The following is an 18235-nucleotide window of genomic DNA, read 5'->3' on the forward strand; positions in this document are numbered from 1 at the left end:
CTATTGAGTAGTTCACCGCTAGTTTCCAGTGCAACTATGGTGTTGGCAAAAGTGGCTTTATCATTATTATTAGCAATCATCAGTACTTGTTGATAATGCTCTTTAATACCTTGCTCAAGTGCTGGCTGAAAATGCTCATCTTTAATGATGTTAAAATCGGGGGCTTGATATTGCAATGTGCTAGCAACAAATAAAGGATTTGCGGATAGTGGACTAACCTGTAATTGTTGCTTGTTGTCCGCTTCTGATGCTGATTGGCATCCCGTGAGAAACAGGGTGGTTGAAAGTGTACCTGCAACGGCTAGCGCGATAAGATTGATTTTCATATAACAACGACTTCCTTCTTTTAATATTTGTTATTTTTCATAGTAAACAACTCATTGAATACGTTATCGACTAGTTTATTATTTGTGGCTTAAGTCAGGCTGAAATAATCAACATTGGTGGGTAAAACATAAAAAACCTAATAAAAGTCTGTAAATTTAGCCAGTTTGGTCTGTAAAACTTCACTTTTTGTAAGCGGGAAATTGAATAAAAATATGATGTTATTTGAAAATATCATATTGATGTTTTTTAGACTTAATTAAGTTAACACCAGATAAAAACCTGTTACTTGTATCGGCAATCAACCAACTGAAGCGGGTTTATTTTAGTTTGCCGTGGTTGGTTTATGAGATTATTAACACAAAGTATTAAATAAAAACGCTATGCCAAACTGGCTAAACTCCTTGTTATGAACAATCCTTATAACACATGAGATGCATGGTTAGATGAACTCACCGCTTTACTGATTCGATAAATCAAAGCTCGTGACTAAATAAGGATACACATAGTGAAAATAGGTAAATACTTAAGAGTAAACAACCTGTTTTTAACCGGTATATTGATGTCGACAAATACCCTAGCCGTGACATTGAACATACTAGAATGGGAAGGCTATATCAGCCCATTTAAAGAAGATTTTGTGGTCTATGCTAAATCTAAGGGGATGGAAGTTGAACTAAATATTATGGATCCCTATATCACAGATCCTGAACTTATCTTCAACAAACTGCGAGCCAGAGCCGCAGATGTGACTACCCCAACACACAATTACTACAAGATGAATAAAAACAGGTTACTTCTGGTATTACAACCCATAGATTTTAGTCGCCTGAGTCATTACCCCAAAGTACTAAATTCATTAAGAAACAGTCAATACGATGAATTTAAAGGCAAAAAATATTCAGTTCCTTTACTTGGAGGCTCATATGGCCTGGCTTACAATGCAGCAAAGCGAGATGAGCCAAAATCCTGGGAAGAATTGTGGCAACCGGAAAATAAAGCTAAATTTGCTATCACAGGCGATCAATTTGAAGCCAACATCTATACCACGCTACTGGTTTTAGGTTACCCACCAGAATCTTTCTACGACATAGATGCCATAGAGTTTGATAAGCCTAAAGTGCAAGCTAAACTGACGAGCCTAGTCCAAAATGCAGACTCATTTTGGAACGGTATGGCTGATGTAGAGCGCATGAAAGATCTAGAATTGGCCACCACATATTGGTTTGGGGTAGCAGCTGCCAATAAAAGCGGACAAAACTGGAAACTAGCAACCCCTAAGGAAGGCCAAACTGTGTGGCTAGATACTTTAGCTATAGGAAGGCATGTTAAAGGTGAAAAGCTAGATGCGGCCTATTTACTAATCGACTTTATGATCAGCGAACCAGTGCAAAAACGCATATTAGAAATGTATGGTTCTATTATTGTAAATGGTGCTACGGCTAAGTTACTCGACCCACAATTAGTTAAAGATGCCAGAGTCGGAGATGAGACATTTTTCTCTGAGCAATATTTATGGCGCCCTCTAAGCTCAAGAACCCGTAATACCTATAAGCAAATGTGGAATAAGGCCATGGATAAATAAAGCCTCCGCAATGCTCCCAAAAGAGTTTACACCCAAGACTCTCGCGTTAAATATTAAATTAATCATTCTGTTTCAATTGGTTAGTTTCACAAGCTAAAATCAACCCTGCAATTGCTAACTGAAACTGGCTTTATTCCTGAATTAAAAAGTCAATTTTTTAATCATAAAAATATGAGTTAACCATTACAACCGCTTAAAAACACTTATCAGATTTAACTTCCATGATAATAATACGCTTTTGGATCAGTAAAATAACGGTAGTTTGTGAGACAGTGCTATTTCGCACTGCCTCTCTACTTGCTGTCGCGGTTAAAATGTAATCAGTTTAAATACTAAAGTGATGGTTTAGTGTGTTATTACAGATAGATTTATGCTGCCTACTTTGCTACTCGTTGTGCTGCACTGTCGAACCCGCGTAGGAACTATTGCGGCTTATCAACTGGCGCTGGGATCGGTGCCCCAGCGCGTCAGGTTTACTGAATTTGCCACGGCAAACAGTAAACTCAGTTGGTAGAGACGCACTGGGCCAAGTAAGGCGCCGTTCGGCTCGCTGGGTGAGCGGCCACTGCATGGGGCGTGCCGGCGACCACTATGCAGCCGCCCTTGTCACCGCCTTCAGGGCCAATGTCGATAACCCAGTCGGCGGCGGCAACTACGTCCATATCGTGTTCCACCACAATCACGGTATTGCCAGCATCGACGAGGCGGTTGAGCTGAGCGAGCAGTAATAGCACGTCGGCAGGATGCAGCCCGGTTGTGGGCTCGTCGAGAATGTACAGCGTATGGCCGCGGCGTGCCCGCTGCAGCTCGGTCGCGAGCTTGATGCGCTGCGCCTCGCCTCCGGAAAGCTCGGTGGCGGGTTGACCGAGTCGCAGGTAGCCGAGCCCAACCTCACTAAGGGTCTTAAGACTGCGCAATGCCGAGGGCACATCGGCGAGAAACACCATTGCCGCATCCACGGTAAGCCCAAGCACCTCGGCTATATTCTTGTTACAGTACGTCACCTCGAGTGTCTCAGGATTATATCGCGTGCCGTCGCAGTCGGAACAGGGCATATAACTACCTGGTAAAAAAAGCAGACCGACCGCCACAAATCCCTCGCCAAGGCAGGTCTCGCAGCGGCCGCCCGCCACGTTGAACGAGAACCGGCTGGCGCCGAAGTTTCGGCTTCGAGCCTCGGGGGTCGCGGCGAATGTGGTACGCACGGCATCGAACAGGCCTGTATAGGTGGCGAGGTTGGAACGCGGTGTGCGACCGATCGGTTTCTGGTCAACGCGCACCAGTCGATCGATCAGATCCGCCCCAGTGATCGTCTCAACCGTGGTGATTTCAACGGGTTTAGGCTCGGGTTGATCATCCTTCTCGCCGTTCATCGAGGCTGTGGATGCGATCCCGGTACTGGGGTCTAGATCTGGATGAAGGTACAAGCCTACAGTCTGGGCGAGCACCTGACTCACTAGGGTGGACTTGCCAGAGCCCGATACACCTGTAACCGCGGTCAGTATGCCGAGCGGAAACTTGGCATCAAGGCCGCGTAGGTTATGGCGGGTTATCCCCGTCAGGCCAAGCCAGCCGAGCGGATGTCGTTGCTCGCGTGCCGCCGGAACTGGGCGCTCGCTTGCAAAGAGAAATTTTCGCGTGATCGAGGCGGGTACATCTTTGAGTCCCGCCGTCGGTCCACTGTAAATGACTACTCCGCCCTGCTCTCCCGCATGTGGGCCGACGTCGATGACCCAGTCAGCGCGGCGCACCACGTCCATATTGTGTTCCACGATAAAAACTGAGTTACCGCTAGATTTGAGCTCCTCAAGTACGGCAAGGAGCGGCTCGGCATCTGCTGGGTGTAGCCCAGCGGAGGGTTCGTCGAGTACGTAGATCACGCCGAAGAGCCCAGAGCGCAGCTGGGTGGCAATGCGCAGCCGCTGCATTTCACCAGGAGAGAGCGTGGGTGTTGCGCGGCCTAGACTGAGGTATCCGAGGCCGAGATCGAGCAGCACATCGAGGCGGCGAGTAAGATCCTTGGTGATAGTTTCACCAGGGGTATTGCTGGCCGCCGGACGGTCAAGCACACGGCGGAGCTCGGTGAGCGACAAGCTGTTAAGCTCGGCTATGGTGCGGCCGTTGAAGGTAACCGCGAGAGCTTCGCTGCGCAGTCCGCTGCCCGCGCATGTTAGGCATGGCCCTGATTCAACATATTTCAATACACGGTTACGCACAGAGGTGCTTTTTGAATCGGCGAGCGTGTGCATCACATAACTCTGCGCGCTCCAGAATTTTCCCTTGTAAGGTCGAGGCCTTTCCCGCTCCGGCATGATGTCGACCACGGGTTGTTCCTCGGTGAACAAGATCCAATCGCGATCGGCGCGGGACAGCTGTTCCCAAGGTTTATCCACGTCATAGCCGAGCGCTGTGAGAATGTCACGCAGGTTCTTACCCTGCCACGCCCCAGGCCAAGCCGTGACGGCACCTTCGCGAATACTCAGTGAAGGGTCGAGCACCAGCGATGCCTCTGTGACTGTGTGCGCGGTTCCAAGTCCCTGACATTTAGGGCATGCGCCCATGGCGGTGTTGGGTGAGAAGGAGTCTGACTCGAGGCGCAAAGCCCCATCAGGATAGACTCCTGTTCGAGAATAAAGCATCCTCAGGGAATTCGAGAGGGTGGTAACTGTGCCTACACTTGAGCGTGAGTTGGGTGTTCCTCGGCGCTGTTGCAGTGCGACGGCTGGCGGTAATCCAGTAATTTCATCCACCTGAGGCGAATGGCCTTGCTGGATCAGGCGCCGGGCGTACGGCGCGACGGACTCGAAGAAACGTCGCTGGGCCTCAGCGAAAATGGTGCCAAAGGCGAGCGAGGATTTGCCGGAGCCGGACACCCCAGTAAAGGCGACTATCGAGTCCCGGGGTAGATCCACGTCGACGTTCTGCAGGTTATTCTCTCGGGCGCCCCGCACGCGCACAAACCCCGTGGGTATGGAGTGGGAAACGGATGTTGCTGTCGGGGTGTGGCTACTGAAAGTGTCAACTGGCAAATGATGGCTGCCGCTATTCTTTGCTTTATTCATGCTTAAAGACCCCTTAGGTTAATTCTTGTCTAGATATGCAGGATATGATGGGACGTGCAGAATATGATTGCCTCTACTGGCATTAATGTGGAATTCTCAGCCTAAATTGCCATTTATTTCATGGCTCAAAAATAACAATAATCAACCCATAAATGGCCTAGCATACTCAGTCAGGATGAACAGAACTCATGACATGCTCTTAACCGAGAGCATAAGATCACTATCTCCATCAAAATATTCCAGCTATTTTTAAGATAACACATAACGCCTTTCGTTTTTGAGTTGCCAACACCTGCGCTCATTTTATAAACGCACAGATTCAACCGAGTGATTTAAAATATGTGCGCTCAATGGCTAAAAAATGACACATTAGCTAAAACCAAGACAACAGAAAAGCTTGATATCGATCAAGTAGAAAATAGTTTGTGGAATTCAGAAGTGATTGTATACGCACACAACCCGCGCTGGCAATTTTACAGCGCCTTGTCGTCGTTTTCGGTCTAAATGTTGTAATGTCTTTTAATATGGGCAAAGCCCCCTACTTCTTCTTTGAATAACGCGCCAAACTCTATTGTGATTTTTAAGCAGTTTTCAGCAGTAATATTCAATCTAGTAAAAATAAATGGCGCTATGCTTATCCGCCAGTATTTCAGGTTGTCAGCATCAACTCTAATTACTACATCTAGAAATATTTGACTATGCCAGCCATTTTCTAGATAACAACATAGATGGATGACCATGTTTATAACAAACAAGAATTAGTGGGATTAAAGTCCTATCTATTTATTCAATATGGCAAAGATATAGCAATCTTAAAACTATGAATCTTGGATTTAAATGTTATAAATACAAAAAAGCCCCATCATTGCTGATGAGGCTTCCCCGTTAAATGTGGCGGAGGGATAGCTTGCTTGTAATAAAGAGGAACCCTGGGTTTAAATCTCTATCTTTTGCCCAAACAAAAAGGCCTTATCTTTCGATAAGGCCTTTTCATTGAATGTGGCGGAGGGATAGGGATTTGAACCCAGACTCTCGAATTAAATAGTTAAAATAGTCGTTTAAATTCATTTTGTTGCAGAATTTTACATCATCAGATTCTGCAATTGCTAAGTAAGATTGACTTTATTCCTGAAGTTGAAAAAAGTCAATAATTATGAACTGATTTCATTAGGTTCAGATTTCACTGTTAAGCCCGCGACTTTATAAATATCAGGGCAGTAAAACCACTTCTAGCGGTAAATGCGCGCATAAAAAGCAACGATAAGAGTGAGAATGCTGTACAGGAAACTAAGGCCAAAAAGCCTTCGGTGAGCAGAGTATTATCTTGACTCACCGGGAGCGTCCATATATGGCCATGTTTAATGTCTATGTTTAATTTCTTACCGCCAGTTGGTCGTCTTAATTATTTTCAGTTAATGGATTAACCCTTAATCTTGATAATTTACTTATATTACCGAAAACCCCACTCTTTGAAGGTTTTTTTTGGCTATAAATACCAATTACTTGAACAGCCTTTTGATTAAGACTTTCTTTAGCAAAGTCAAATACTTCTTTATCTACAACAACCTTTATTCTATCAAAAGAATTCTTATTCCCTCGGCTAATATCAACTGGATATAAATAGACTGAGTATTTACCATCATCAAAGTCACCCCAAACTTCTAACCATCCTTGAATCTGTATTTTTTTGCCATCCAAAACAGTCTCATTCGCAGCCAAAGTGTAGAAATTGACATCTTCATAATCAATTTCCTTTGTTGCTAACGTGTTGTTTGAAAAAATAATAAAATATACACATATTGAAAAAGACAACAATTTCATTATTAGCATTTTGTTCCACATATATTGACCTCTGCACCCTTAGAATATTTTTGTAAAACATATGATTTGAGTAAATAATTGTTCGCTCTAGACAAATACGCTGCTCTTGAATCAATCTGGTCTGCCCAGTCTGTATCAGCACCTATAGTAAAAGGTGCCGGATCAGGTCCGTGAGAATGCCATCTTCCAGATATATTTAATTTGGGATTGTTAACTGAACCTGATAAATCTACTTGGTTTCTCATATGAGAGGTCACAACAATACCCAAATAATACTTATCAACAAGCTCTTCTCCCGTCCAATAGGAGTTCTTAAATATTTCAGCTCCAATTTCTGTGTCATAATATATTGCTAATGAATTTACATTATTATGATACCATGCGGCAGCATCGTCTCTTCGTTCAAATCCACCATTTTTATTAACAACACCAGCTATAATATTCAATGCTTTCAACTTAGCTTTCAACTTATCTTCAAGCTCATTTCGCTCTTTAGGGTAAGTATTAGATTCTCTTGGACTGTGAGTTCCTTGAACATTTTTTTCTTGTTCATGGGTATCACTAGCCCCTTCATCTTCATGTTTCTTTGAGCCATTACCCGTAGATTTTTCTTCGTTTTTCTCGCCATTTGAAGTTGATTTTTTAAGCGCTTTCATCGCTTTATTATATTGCATCTCCTCAACTGTTTTACGGAAGGAATACATGTCTCCCATGAACTCGTTTGTGGCCCAAGCAGATGCATTACCACCTCGAACAGCACTATACCCGGTCGGATCTGTCCCTCTCATCGGGTTATTCAAAATATACGAATACGGATTAGCGCTCTGGCTATTCTCTGGGAACTGTAAAAACGGGTCAACACTTAAAAAACGGCCGATGTTGAAATCATAAATCCGCCCGTTCATGTGAATGAGCTCTTGATCAATCAAATGCTCATGGTCGGTGTAGCCCTTAGTGACACCTTGCCAATTAGTACCAGATAATAATGTATTACCAGATGCGATGTCCCTTGGACGACCAAATACATCATAACCACGGTGCTGCAGTACAGCTCCGGTTTTGGCATCCATCAAGGTATCGACACTGCCTAAGTGGTCGCGCAGTACATGCTGGAACGGTGATTGATTATCTAAGCTGCCCACATGGGCTTTCATCTTAATAGTGTGGTCACCAATGTAGGTTTTATCTACCGTACTGCTTAGGGTCACTTCACGCTCAAAACTGCCCACATAATACGTGGTCGATACCACACTACCGTTTTGCTGCTTAACCTGTTTATAGCGGTTACCATTCGCATCGTAACTGAATATACTTTTTACATTATTGCTGTCTACCGTTAACGGCTTGTTTTGGTCGTTATAGCTTAACGTTACGCCATCACCGGTGAGCCGGTTACCGTTATTGTCATAGGTGAAGCTTGGGTGCGATTGCGCTCAGCTGTGTTTGGCTTTTGGGGTTCAAAGGGGCTCCCCTTGCCCGAGTTTATCTCCCATCTTTTTGGAACAAAAAGTGGGAGATAAACGTACCGGGTTTCGCTGTAATCCTCTTTTCAAGAGGATTGGTTTTTGCTTCGCAGTCATCGACTGCGGGTCTATTTTTTCGCACTCTATTAGTGCGGTTTTTAAACAAATTAAGCCATTTAAAAACGGATAAAACTACATTATGAAAGTAGATGTCTGAGTTCACAACATCATAAAATTCAATCGCATCCAGCTGAACCTCAAACCTTGTCATCTACAGCATTTTCTGGATAGGATGCAATAAAAAACCGCCACATTTGACGGTTAACAATTTAGTGTCCAGTTCGATATGAGCAATGTCGTAGAGTGAAAATCATTATCTTAGTTGCAACTTTAGATTATCTTCAGCATCATAATTTCTATCCATATCTTCCTTATCTAGTGTTTTCACCACTGATTCATCTTTTAGTTCAATTGCTAATTTCTTAAATGCAGGCTTTAAAATGTCAGGAAGATAATTGGAAAATCGATACAAGATTGGACTTAAGTATTTTTCAGCAAGTTCGATTCTTTTCGAACTTGTAAAAAAGTCCCTGAAAGCCATGCTGCGAAGCATTTCATAGATAACCTTCGCAACATTTTCTTCTCGCCCTTCAATTTCCGATAACACCTTATTATTTTGTATAATTGTTGATTCTTGTTCTACTATTATTTGTTTATTTTCGTGTACTAGGTTAACCACATTGATGTGTTCTGTTTGTGTTTTTTTAAGTAGCCTATCAGAATAAGTCTGTTCTATTTTTGTTTTTTCGAGCAACTTATCTGCAGACAACTGTTCTGCTTTTGTAGATTCGAGTTTAATTTTTGCTTTTTCAGCCTCTTCAAGTACTCGCATTGCATGTTGATAATCGCGGCTGGATTTTGCTTGTCGGCTTTGATTTTTTCTTTTAGCTAAATCTTCTGGAGTGAGAGCGGTCTGATCAGCGAATACCGCATTTAACCCCCTTGAATTAAATAAGTGTTTATTTATATATTCATAGAACATTCGTTGCATATGATATGTGATCGCACTACTTTGTTTTCGCGTTAATTTCCCTGACTCATCCATACATAATTGAGAAAGATCTTTTTCTCGTAAATAATTGTTTATGCATTTTATTTGCGCAATTCGTAAATCGTAGCATCCTGTAACTCTATTTTGGCCAGATATAAACCCATGCACATGACCTACAATGTCTTCACTGGCTAATCTTTCATCATTGTGTAGTACCAGTAATTCTATTGGATAGTAGGGGTAAAATTCGGTTAAGTACCCCTTTAAAGCCTGCATCATCTCTTGATTACTGACAGCCTCTAATCCAATTTCATTTATGAGCGGTATCTTAAATAAAACCTCTTGAAAATGAATGGAATTACGCGTTTTTGGCAAATGAACCTGACGATTATGTGACTCTACGTAATTGAAAAGCTGTTGTATTCGCTGTTTTTTTCTCGTCATTTCAAACTTATCAAACTGATTTAGAATTTCTTGTGCATCAATGTAAGCCGTTGAAGCTAAAACTTTGCTAACAAAACTACAGGCATCCTCAGGCAGAGCTTTAGATTTTATCCAGTCATTCAATTTACTCTTGGATTTAGTTTTTATAATTCTACAATCAGCAACTCCACGACCTTTTTCCGGGCCCATTATAGAATCCTTTACACCATGTCGCTCTAAGCTAGTAACACTATTTAGCGGGACAATTCCATCTGGCAATTCAATGAGATTAAAGTGTGATAAATCTTCATTCCACTCGGGTTTGAAATTCGTCTCTGAACGAGATATTTTTTCCAACTTATTTAAATGTAAAACGTTTTTTTTGGGCTGTGTGATTCTCAATGTATGAGCAAGTGTGGTATTTGCGATAGCTCTACCATTTTTATTGTGCAAGCAATTGAATATTGAGAAAAAGGTTGTAATATTTTTCATAACCATTTACCCGCCAACACTATGACTTAAAAGCATTTTTAGATGCTGTGTGATTAAGTGAGGGTGACTGAGGAGCAGTTGCGATATTTGCTGCTCAGTTAGCTGAATATCAGCGTTTGAAACAGTATTTGAAGTCGTTGTTAAATCTGATGTGTTTTCAACGACGGCTATAGATTCATCGGGTTGTTTAGGTGTAAAAATGCCACTGAATTGTTGTTCAACTTTATTAACAAAGTCGGGTGCATCTGCACACATCCACCTGGCATAATGAATATCAATCATCGCAGTGCTTTCGTGCCCCATTTGCCTTGCCAGCCATTCTTTTGAGATGCCTGATGTCAGCGCTTGGCTTGCAAAAGTGTGTCTAAGTTGCCCTGCGCCGCGGTGCTTAACTTCTGCAGTTGCTAAGAAAGGTGTGAAAAATGTTTTATTGAATTGTTTCGCACTAATAAAAGGCTGATTTGTCTGAGTGTTGTAGAAAACCAGTGATAAATTTTCTATTTTTTTCGTTTTATTGTCGCGTTGAAGCACTGAGATTTTTCTAGCTTTTCGATGTCCAGTTATCAGTTTTTGTTGTGTTAATATACTGATAGCAGAAGCACATAACTCAACTGTGCGTTGAGAACCTGGGGTTTTTGGAGTTTTATATTGTTTATCAACTAACGCAATTTTGACTTTGAGTTTTGCATTAATAAAGTCAATATCTTCCCATGATATAGCTAAGAGCTCACTTATTCGAAGTCCAGTGAGCACGCCAAATTGAAAAGCGTTTTTTCCAGATGAACACAGTACTTTAGTTTGTGCTAACGCTGTTAATTCTGTTCGAGTGAAAGGATTTGGCTCAGAGTGACACACTTTGAGATTTTGAACCCCATCCATCGGGTTCCGTGTTATCACTCCATCACGAAATGCATTATTGAAAATAGCACGCAGAATAATATAAAATTCGTTTATCGATTTGTTTGCATAGCTTTTATGCAACTTTTGACGCAGCTGAATGATGTCACTATGAGTGACAGAATCAATATAACGTTGTCCGATCAACTTAATGATTTTTGAGGCTTTGCAACGCTCAGAACGCAATGTTGAAGGTGCTACTTCGTGTACTCTTGACGATAAATATTGCTTAACATAATTGGAGACTGTTAAATCTTTCATTGCTTAACCCACGCAGGTCTTTGCCTGCTTTTTCTTAAGCGCAGATTAACAGATATTGAAACATACACAATACAAAAATTACTATTAAATCGTTATATTTCAGATATTTATACACTCTTAATATTTAAAAAAGTCAATATTACAACGTTTGGGTCATGATAAAACGTTACATAATCACAGTGTTAAATATCATAGCGAACACTTTTAAAATGAGTAAAATTATCATCAACAATTTAGATTGTTGAGTACATTATTTTTTGAATATATTGAAAAATAGGCTAAGGAGTTAGGAAGTGCTGAAGGTTTGTCAGACACAGCAAGGTAACTGACATTGTTGCGCTGTCATACCATGCATTAATTTAGTTAATCTGGCAGTAATCATTTCAATACTAAAAAAATATCGCTAAATGAAATTGTATATTGATGGGCAAAAATAATATTTGGCGGTTGTAACCACTTTAGCCGTTTATCTTGTGCTTAAGTGGTCTTTGCCAGTCAGAATGATACTTAACTAGCATTAATACTCGCCATACGGCAAATGATTGTCATGGAGTTGTGTCTAAATCACGCTTCGATAAGATTATTCTCATAACTGCATTAAGTAGCATGTCATCTCCTCTAACGTTAAATAAACCCTCACTTTACTCGGCAATCTTATGTCTTAACGTTATTCATTTTCGAGTGAAAGTTCTTTTTCATCGGGGATTAAATCATGCACTGAGCATTCAAGAATAGCAGCAATAACAAACACTTTCTCTAAGCTAATGCTTTTCTCACCGCGCTCTACGATGCCGATATAATTAAGACTAAAGCCACATTGTTGAGACAAGTCTTTTTGAAGTAGTCCTTTTTCTTTTCTTTTTTCTTCGAGTTTTCTTCCAAACTCAATCGCAATCTTTTTTTTCATTCTTATCTTGTAGATCAGAACAAAACACACTATAGTGTGTTTTGTGGTAATTAATCACTTAGCTAATATCAGTTTGCCGCTGCCACATTAGCTAAACTCCCGCCCACTGATGTTCGCATCAGTGGGTTCATTTACTCACAACTCGAATCCATCAAAGATGAAACAAATTGATTTTATAGCGATTATTAATAAACATTGCCCCGTTGTTTTTCAAACGGAGTTTTTATTACAAGCACTTATTGTTACCGCTAAAGCTAACTGCTATGAAGACATCGCCATTCTTCGAAAGTGTATGTATAACCACTTATCTAGATTAGAAAAACAATATCTTGTTAAACGGCTTTCCCCTAAAGGAAGCCGGAATGCCCATTATGAACAACTTTTTAGCCTAAAAAGCCCCATTCAAGTGTTCATCAAAAGACATGACAACACTCAAGATAAGCATTGTCATAATCAGAGCCTGCTGAAAAGCCACTATAGTGTACTTCAACAACATATCAAGCAGTTAACACATAAACTCGATGCGTTTAAATTACTTAATGATAAGTTTGACTCATACAGCCCCATAATTAATCGCAAGCTCAAGCTGTTGGATGCTGAGCTGTATCTTAAAAGTATTGAGTTCAATGCGGTTAATGAGTTGATGGATGAGATCAAAAAAAGCCATGTTACGTAAAAGGTGTTGTCGATTTTAATCTAGTGTAGTGACCGACGAATACTGCCACTACACAGCCAAAAGGTGGCACAACTAAGCAAAGATTTTTTCAAGAAGGTTAGTACAAAGGCTTCTTGAATAGGTTATCAAAGTTTTCTGCTTCAATGATTTGAGCAACTAATGGGTCAAACATCAAAACAGGCCCTAAGAATTTATCGCGAATGTGTGTTAAAGGGCGTGGTGACTTACACCTCAATATGAAAATCTAAATCAGACTGTAAAATTTATACAAAATAGTTAACGCACTTAGCTGTGAGTTTGATGAAATTCTACCTGCTAGGCTCAAATATAAAATAAAACTAGATTAGTGCTTATATTTAAATTGGGCCTAATTAATTTACATTTACAGCAGCACTTTAGTAATTAAAATCATTAACTTATTAGCTAAGGTTATAATGGAACTGATAAGAAAAGGTTCCAAAGCCATATTGTTTAATCAAATCTGCAACACTGGGCAAATGAGTTTGCAATACATATGCTGCTCGCAAGCGTTTATCATCCATTATGCAAGTTTCATTCATACCCTCGCATTCAATCAATGCGCTTTTCATTTCTTCAAACGAGTAAAATCCTAACCCCGTTGAAAAATAAGGCCCAGCAAACTCGTTAATTTGAGTCTTTGTACCGGATGCTATTATATACGTAACACCTTCTCCAGTAGCAAAATACTCACAAATACCAACGTATTTAGTATCCATAGAACTACTGTTTAAATCAGTTGTCATGAAGTTAAGCTTCCTATAATTAATTCAGCGCATTGGTCGTGATTTCAAGTTGATGAGCCATTAAACAATGAGCTAGTTATGTGCTCATTAAACTTGAAAATGGACAGAAACGTTTTAGAGTTTTAGCCTACAGCCATTAGGAAAAGTATGGATATGAGACTCGTTAACTCCATACGCAAGCGCGAGAACTTTTGAGCGTCCCAGCGGGCGCATCTTGGTTATATTATGCACCATGATTCTAGTCCTTTTCATTCCGAGATATATTTTTATGGAAGCAGAAAAGAACCGCTACTTGAGACTGGTAAGGCCTTACCATATTACCTTTTTGTTAAATTCGTACAACTCACTTATATTTTGACTTTGTACTCTCCAGAATGGCCCATAATCTTTCAGCTTGCCGCCTTTAACATACATTGAGAGTTCGAATCGAACCTTGCCCAACTCAACTAACTTTATGAATTTTTCAATTGAAGGCTCTTCACATAAATAGACATCATCAATTTTACATTGTTCCACGCCATCATTAACTGACTTGGAAAGGTTTATATACGCAGTCTTCTTATGCTTCTTTAGAAGTGAGTCCTTAATCTTCGAAATCTCATATTCAAGTATGGCTTCTCCATGATTATTAACAATTATCACATCACTTTCTATTGAAAGACTGAATCCTCTATTGTTCTGTTTAACACCAAAAGTAGAGAACAATGAAACTCTGTTTTTTTCTTCGTCATGAATACCAAATTTATCGACAAGATCCCTTTTATTTTGGCAGCCAATATATGCTGTTGGAGCTAAAGAAAAAAGAGTCTGCAAGGTATTACTCACTTTTGTTTTAAGCTCAATACCAAAAAAGTCAGGTTGTTTATGACTGTTTTGAACTATCCCTAGGAATTGCTCTATTGTTAATCCAAATCGACCATTGCCATTAGCAGTAACATCTATGTAGCCACGGTTTTTTAGTATACTCAACTGATCCAAAAGAATATACTCGCTTCGTCTAGGGTTTTCAGTATCTACATTTTCGATTAACATTCTATTTCCTATAGAAACGTTGAGGTTAAGCCGCTCATATGCATAGTGTTTACTTTGTAGTGTTCAATAAAAACTTGCCTCTACATTTGGGCCTACAAACATGTTTTGGACAAACCTTGCTAGATTTTTTTACTCTACTTCGTTGGTTTCGGATTAATATTTCTATGGGATAACGCCGCCATATGGGGCACAAAAGGCTTCGCTAAAATTAGGAACGAAGTGACGCAAACCAGCTTTATGTGTCCCTTCATAATGGCTTTTTTATACCCTTACAATTCCAGTTCCTGGAGTTCTCAAGGCTTTTAGCCATTCAGAAACCTTATCCCCATTCACCTCTTTAATTGGATATTTGCGAGCTGAAATTGTAGTTCTAGCACCTGGGCTAAACTCCGATGTAGTAACTAGTAAACCTGTTTGAGCTTGCGCGTCGAGGACGTCAGCATATAACCCCTTAATAGTAACTTTATCAATCTTTGTTTTATAGCGTTTACACTGAATAATGAATTCTGGATGTGTTTGTACTGTGTCTTTCCAAACACGAATATCAACACCGTCATCATTTGTACCAGGACCAAGCTCTACTTTATAGCCCGATTTACTGAAACACTCACTAATTAACTCTTCGAATTTACGCCAGTGAATATCACCAAGTTTAGCGTGATTGTTAGACAAGAAATTAAGAAACCTTTGATCTAAAAAACTCCCATGCGATACTACTGGGTGATACTTATCAAACAGGTCATTCAGATCAATTATATCTTTCCATTCTTCCCACCTTCCAGATGTGTGAGGACTATTCTGAAAATGGGTATCATACATTTGTATCAATTCAAGAAGATCTTTAGCTCCGGACTTACCATATTTGTCCATTACTTCGGTAATCATCGGTCTAGGGTCAATGGAACTCTGACCATTTTTTATCGCTATCTCGACTCCTAATTCATAGTGCTTACCGTAAATACTCTGAATATCAGCAATGTAATCGAAACCTTTTTCTTTCAACCTATTTGTGAAAAACAGTGATTGAGTAAACAACGGAGGTCTCGGTGTATTCGTAACACCAATTTTATATAAAAGTTGATAGTATAAATCTTCGTAATCCTCAGATCGAATTGCAATACCATCGATTTCAGATTTCAATATTGAATCAGCGTACGAAGTACCTGAAAGTAAATCACACATTTGTTCAATTGATGTTGCCAAGCCAGCTTTATAACCGATTATCTCATGAAGATGATCAGATAAGTTACCAGGAGAAAAAGAAATCCTTGCCATAATCACACTCCATCAATGAGGGATATAACTTTTACTTATGGGGCCGCGTAGCGGTCCAACACCAAGTTTTTATTATCTTTTTATTATCACAGGACCTTTGATGTTGTGAGGCCCAAACGTCAAAATTTTGCCTTGCAATGGTGATTGAGAAATAGTTCTCCATAACAATTCGGTAAAATCACTCATCGTAGATATCGCATAAGTTAAAATATCAACAGATGATGATTCATCATTCGAAAGATCAAAAAATGAGTCGGTTTGCTTTTTAAAATCACTAAAATATTTAAAGTTATTTCTATCGATCTTAATAAATTCTGGTGATTTGGGTATTGGCGCAACTACTAATGGTAAAAACTGGTCGTTAGGAAGTAGTAGTGTAGTCGTGCGAATATAATTTCGCTTGTTTGATATGGCGATTGGGCACGCGTGCATTACTAAATCTCGATATATTCCGAGCTTGTTCACCCAACCATTTTCGTTGCAAATTTCTTTATAAAATAACTCATATTCTGTCAACTTGGTTCTTTCTTTAAAAAATTTATTAAATATTTTTGATGTTGTATTCATATTTAAAATGTCACCTTTTAAATGAGAGGGGACTACATAATGAAAAACAAACTCAGAGATATAATCTCTTAATACACACGCATCGTATAAAAAATGTTGGAATTTGGCATATATATCATCGGAAAAACCATTAATGAACTTATTATCTGGTTTAAAACTCTCAACAATAGAAAACAATTGATTCCTATATGCTAAAGATAGTTCTCTAAGGGTTTGATTTAGTAGTGTTGCCTGATGCGATATTCTCTTTGATAAGTCCCACAAATGCCCGTTTTGTTGAGTATAAGCCTCATTACCGATATTGCTCCATGTCCAGCATGCTTCAATGTTTGCCCAAGACATGTTGTTATAAGTATTACAAGATCTCCACTCGATAGGCATTTTACCCTCTATTTGGTGAGCATGATGAATAAAATCAACACCAACAATTTTGCCAAGATTACACTTATCGACTACACGATATAGTTTTTTAAAATCATCTATTTTGAAGACAGCTTGTTTTTTATCGAGCGTATGCGGATGTAGTATTACAGACTTTGGGTCTTCTGGAGCATTAACTAAAAAAGCTCCACCCAATAGATGTATTTCTCTATATACGATTGGCCAATCATTGGTTTTAGGTTCTATCATAAATTATTCTTAAAAAGCTAACGCCCCTCTTGATTGACTTGTAAGCATTACGATTCATAGGAATAGTACTTGTTTTCAAGTTCGCTGATAGAAGACAGTGTGATTTCAAAACGCTTAAACAGAGCAAAGAAATCATTGATGCTCATATCCTTGCGCACACGTCTTAGTGCAATAGGGCTGTCTTCTTCTCCTGAAACATCATTAAGGTTACGGGTTGTAGAATCAATTAGAAACTCTACAAAAACAGGCTCATTGTGTTCACAATGGTTTTCACCAATATACACTTTTATACCAACTAAGTTTTCCTGCTCATCGATAAAACCGTTTTCACTTAGCCATTTTGTGGCATCACCAAAATCTGCGTTATCTGCAGCAGATGAACCTTGCAAATCATTGTATTGAACTGATGCTTTAAATTTTTCTGTTGTCATTACTCTGAACTCGAATTAGTGGTGCTAACGTCTTAGTACTTATGCGCTGCGCTGTTTGCAGAGCATAAATCGCTTGTTGGACTTGGCCGTTGCCACATCCATGTAAATTGTTATAAATGATGCTATAGGAATTTGCTTTTTTCGGTAGCGGTTTTTATACAGTTTGATGGTTAATCACTTGATATCGTTTCAGCTTTCTCATTCTTTAACGCTCACGCCTGGCTAATTATTGACCTTAATGAACAACATTTTGCCTCGTATTCAGGCTGATATTCTTACCACATTTTCTCATTGGCAAAAGTTATGGCAGTTAGATAAAACTGATAAGGCCAGAGCTCTGTAGCATTACTAAAATTGGGTCAATGTTTTGATGTTAGAGTTAGCTAGAGGCCATTTTGCTAACGAGGAATGGGGCATAAATGGGTTAACCACCTAGCCAATTTTGGGGAAAAATCCTGTAATACATCACCATCCTCGCTAGGAACTTATGCGAGGTTAATTATGACTTTCCAAGATAAGGATACAAAAATTCACTAACTTCTCTTGAAGCGACACCGATATCCACTATTATGCC

The 18235-nt window shown here is 39.9% G+C and carries 14 protein-coding genes and 1 pseudogene; 3 read left to right on the forward strand and 12 right to left on the reverse strand.

Features of this window, described 5'->3' with window-relative positions; all coding sequences use genetic code 11:
- Window positions 1-326: pseudogene (locus H5185_RS15505) on the reverse strand (dipeptidyl carboxypeptidase II); the annotation flags it as partial.
- 506 nt (window positions 327-832) lie between these two features.
- On the opposite strand from H5185_RS15505, the gene H5185_RS15510 reads away from it, so the two are divergent.
- Window positions 833-1909 carry a PotD/PotF family extracellular solute-binding protein gene (locus H5185_RS15510; protein WP_182722813.1) on the forward strand — a complete coding sequence of 359 codons (1077 nt, stop codon included), beginning with the start codon at window positions 833-835 and terminating at the stop codon, window positions 1907-1909.
- 503 nt (window positions 1910-2412) lie between these two features.
- Here H5185_RS15510 and H5185_RS15515 read toward each other — a convergent pair.
- Window positions 2413-4971, reverse strand: a complete 2559-nt coding sequence (locus H5185_RS15515; protein WP_182722812.1) for an excinuclease ABC subunit UvrA — start codon at window positions 4969-4971, stop codon at window positions 2413-2415.
- A 339-nt stretch (window positions 4972-5310) separates the two neighbouring features.
- On the opposite strand from H5185_RS15515, the gene H5185_RS15520 reads away from it, so the two are divergent.
- Entirely contained in the window at window positions 5311-5475 is a 165-nt protein-coding gene (locus H5185_RS15520) for a hypothetical protein (protein WP_182722811.1), read from the forward strand.
- An 894-nt stretch (window positions 5476-6369) separates the two neighbouring features.
- Here H5185_RS15520 and H5185_RS15525 read toward each other — a convergent pair.
- The 5 genes from H5185_RS15525 to H5185_RS15545 all read right to left on the reverse strand — a co-directional run bounded on the left by H5185_RS15525 (window position 6370) and on the right by H5185_RS15545 (window position 12286).
- Window positions 6370-6813, reverse strand: a complete 444-nt coding sequence (locus tag H5185_RS15525) for a hypothetical protein (RefSeq protein ID WP_182742547.1) — start codon at window positions 6811-6813, stop codon at window positions 6370-6372.
- Window positions 6795-8042: an RHS repeat domain-containing protein gene (locus H5185_RS15530; protein ID WP_182742548.1), complete on the reverse strand. Its 1248-nt coding sequence runs from the start codon at window positions 8040-8042 to the stop codon at window positions 6795-6797. Before H5185_RS15530 ends, H5185_RS15525 begins: the two co-directional genes overlap by 19 nt.
- Before the next feature lie 586 nt (window positions 8043-8628).
- On the reverse strand, window positions 8629-10221 hold the full coding sequence (locus H5185_RS15535; RefSeq protein ID WP_182742549.1) for a hypothetical protein: 1593 nt from the start codon (window positions 10219-10221) through the stop codon (window positions 8629-8631).
- Window positions 10222-10227: 6 nt separating this feature from the next.
- The gene (locus H5185_RS15540) at window positions 10228-11379 is read right to left on the reverse strand and encodes a site-specific integrase (protein WP_182742550.1); all 1152 of its coding nucleotides are present in this window, start codon (window positions 11377-11379) and stop codon (window positions 10228-10230) included.
- A 667-nt stretch (window positions 11380-12046) separates the two neighbouring features.
- Window positions 12047-12286, reverse strand: coding sequence for a helix-turn-helix domain-containing protein (locus tag H5185_RS15545; RefSeq protein ID WP_182742551.1), 240 nt, complete (start codon window positions 12284-12286; stop codon window positions 12047-12049).
- 157 nt (window positions 12287-12443) lie between these two features.
- On the opposite strand from H5185_RS15545, the gene H5185_RS15550 reads away from it, so the two are divergent.
- Window positions 12444-12962, forward strand: coding sequence for a hypothetical protein (locus tag H5185_RS15550; protein ID WP_182742552.1), 519 nt, complete (start codon window positions 12444-12446; stop codon window positions 12960-12962).
- Between the two features lie 419 nt (window positions 12963-13381).
- On the opposite strand, the gene H5185_RS15555 is transcribed toward H5185_RS15550, so the two are convergent.
- The 5 genes from H5185_RS15555 to H5185_RS15575 form a co-directional block, all read right to left on the reverse strand.
- Window positions 13382-13726, reverse strand: coding sequence for a hypothetical protein (locus H5185_RS15555; protein WP_182742553.1), 345 nt, complete (start codon window positions 13724-13726; stop codon window positions 13382-13384).
- A gap of 309 nt (window positions 13727-14035) precedes the next feature.
- The gene (locus H5185_RS15560; RefSeq protein ID WP_182742554.1) at window positions 14036-14758 is read right to left on the reverse strand and encodes an MvaI/BcnI family restriction endonuclease; all 723 of its coding nucleotides are present in this window, start codon (window positions 14756-14758) and stop codon (window positions 14036-14038) included.
- A 261-nt stretch (window positions 14759-15019) separates the two neighbouring features.
- Window positions 15020-16033 (reverse strand): restriction endonuclease, encoded by a 1014-nt coding sequence (locus tag H5185_RS15565; protein ID WP_182742555.1) that lies wholly within the window; start codon window positions 16031-16033, stop codon window positions 15020-15022.
- A 72-nt stretch (window positions 16034-16105) separates the two neighbouring features.
- A complete protein-coding gene (locus tag H5185_RS15570) occupies window positions 16106-17230 on the reverse strand; it encodes a hypothetical protein (RefSeq protein WP_182742556.1) in 1125 nt (374 codons plus the stop codon).
- A gap of 47 nt (window positions 17231-17277) precedes the next feature.
- On the reverse strand, window positions 17278-17661 hold the full coding sequence (locus H5185_RS15575; protein ID WP_182742557.1) for a hypothetical protein: 384 nt from the start codon (window positions 17659-17661) through the stop codon (window positions 17278-17280).
- Window positions 17662-18235 lie beyond the last annotated feature (574 nt).

This window comes from Shewanella sp. SG44-6 (genome assembly GCF_014164185.1).
Lineage (GTDB): Bacteria > Pseudomonadota > Gammaproteobacteria > Enterobacterales > Shewanellaceae > Shewanella > Shewanella vesiculosa.

Coding starts and splice junctions, on each gene's coding strand:
- H5185_RS15515 (WP_182722812.1), bottom strand. CDS start 4,971: ATGAATAAAGCAAAGAATAGCGGCAGCCATCATTTGCCAGTTGACACT.
- H5185_RS15570 (WP_182742556.1), bottom strand. CDS start 17,230: ATGATAGAACCTAAAACCAATGATTGGCCAATCGTATATAGAGAAATA.
- H5185_RS15520 (WP_182722811.1), top strand. CDS start 5,311: ATGTGCGCTCAATGGCTAAAAAATGACACATTAGCTAAAACCAAGACA.
- H5185_RS15540 (WP_182742550.1), bottom strand. CDS start 11,379: ATGAAAGATTTAACAGTCTCCAATTATGTTAAGCAATATTTATCGTCA.
- H5185_RS15575 (WP_182742557.1), bottom strand. CDS start 17,661: ATGACAACAGAAAAATTTAAAGCATCAGTTCAATACAATGATTTGCAA.
- H5185_RS15525 (WP_182742547.1), bottom strand. CDS start 6,813: ATGTGGAACAAAATGCTAATAATGAAATTGTTGTCTTTTTCAATATGT.
- H5185_RS15560 (WP_182742554.1), bottom strand. CDS start 14,758: ATGTTAATCGAAAATGTAGATACTGAAAACCCTAGACGAAGCGAGTAT.
- H5185_RS15555 (WP_182742553.1), bottom strand. CDS start 13,726: ATGACAACTGATTTAAACAGTAGTTCTATGGATACTAAATACGTTGGT.
- H5185_RS15550 (WP_182742552.1), top strand. CDS start 12,444: ATGAAACAAATTGATTTTATAGCGATTATTAATAAACATTGCCCCGTT.
- H5185_RS15545 (WP_182742551.1), bottom strand. CDS start 12,286: ATGAAAAAAAAGATTGCGATTGAGTTTGGAAGAAAACTCGAAGAAAAA.
- H5185_RS15565 (WP_182742555.1), bottom strand. CDS start 16,033: ATGGCAAGGATTTCTTTTTCTCCTGGTAACTTATCTGATCATCTTCAT.
- H5185_RS15535 (WP_182742549.1), bottom strand. CDS start 10,221: ATGAAAAATATTACAACCTTTTTCTCAATATTCAATTGCTTGCACAAT.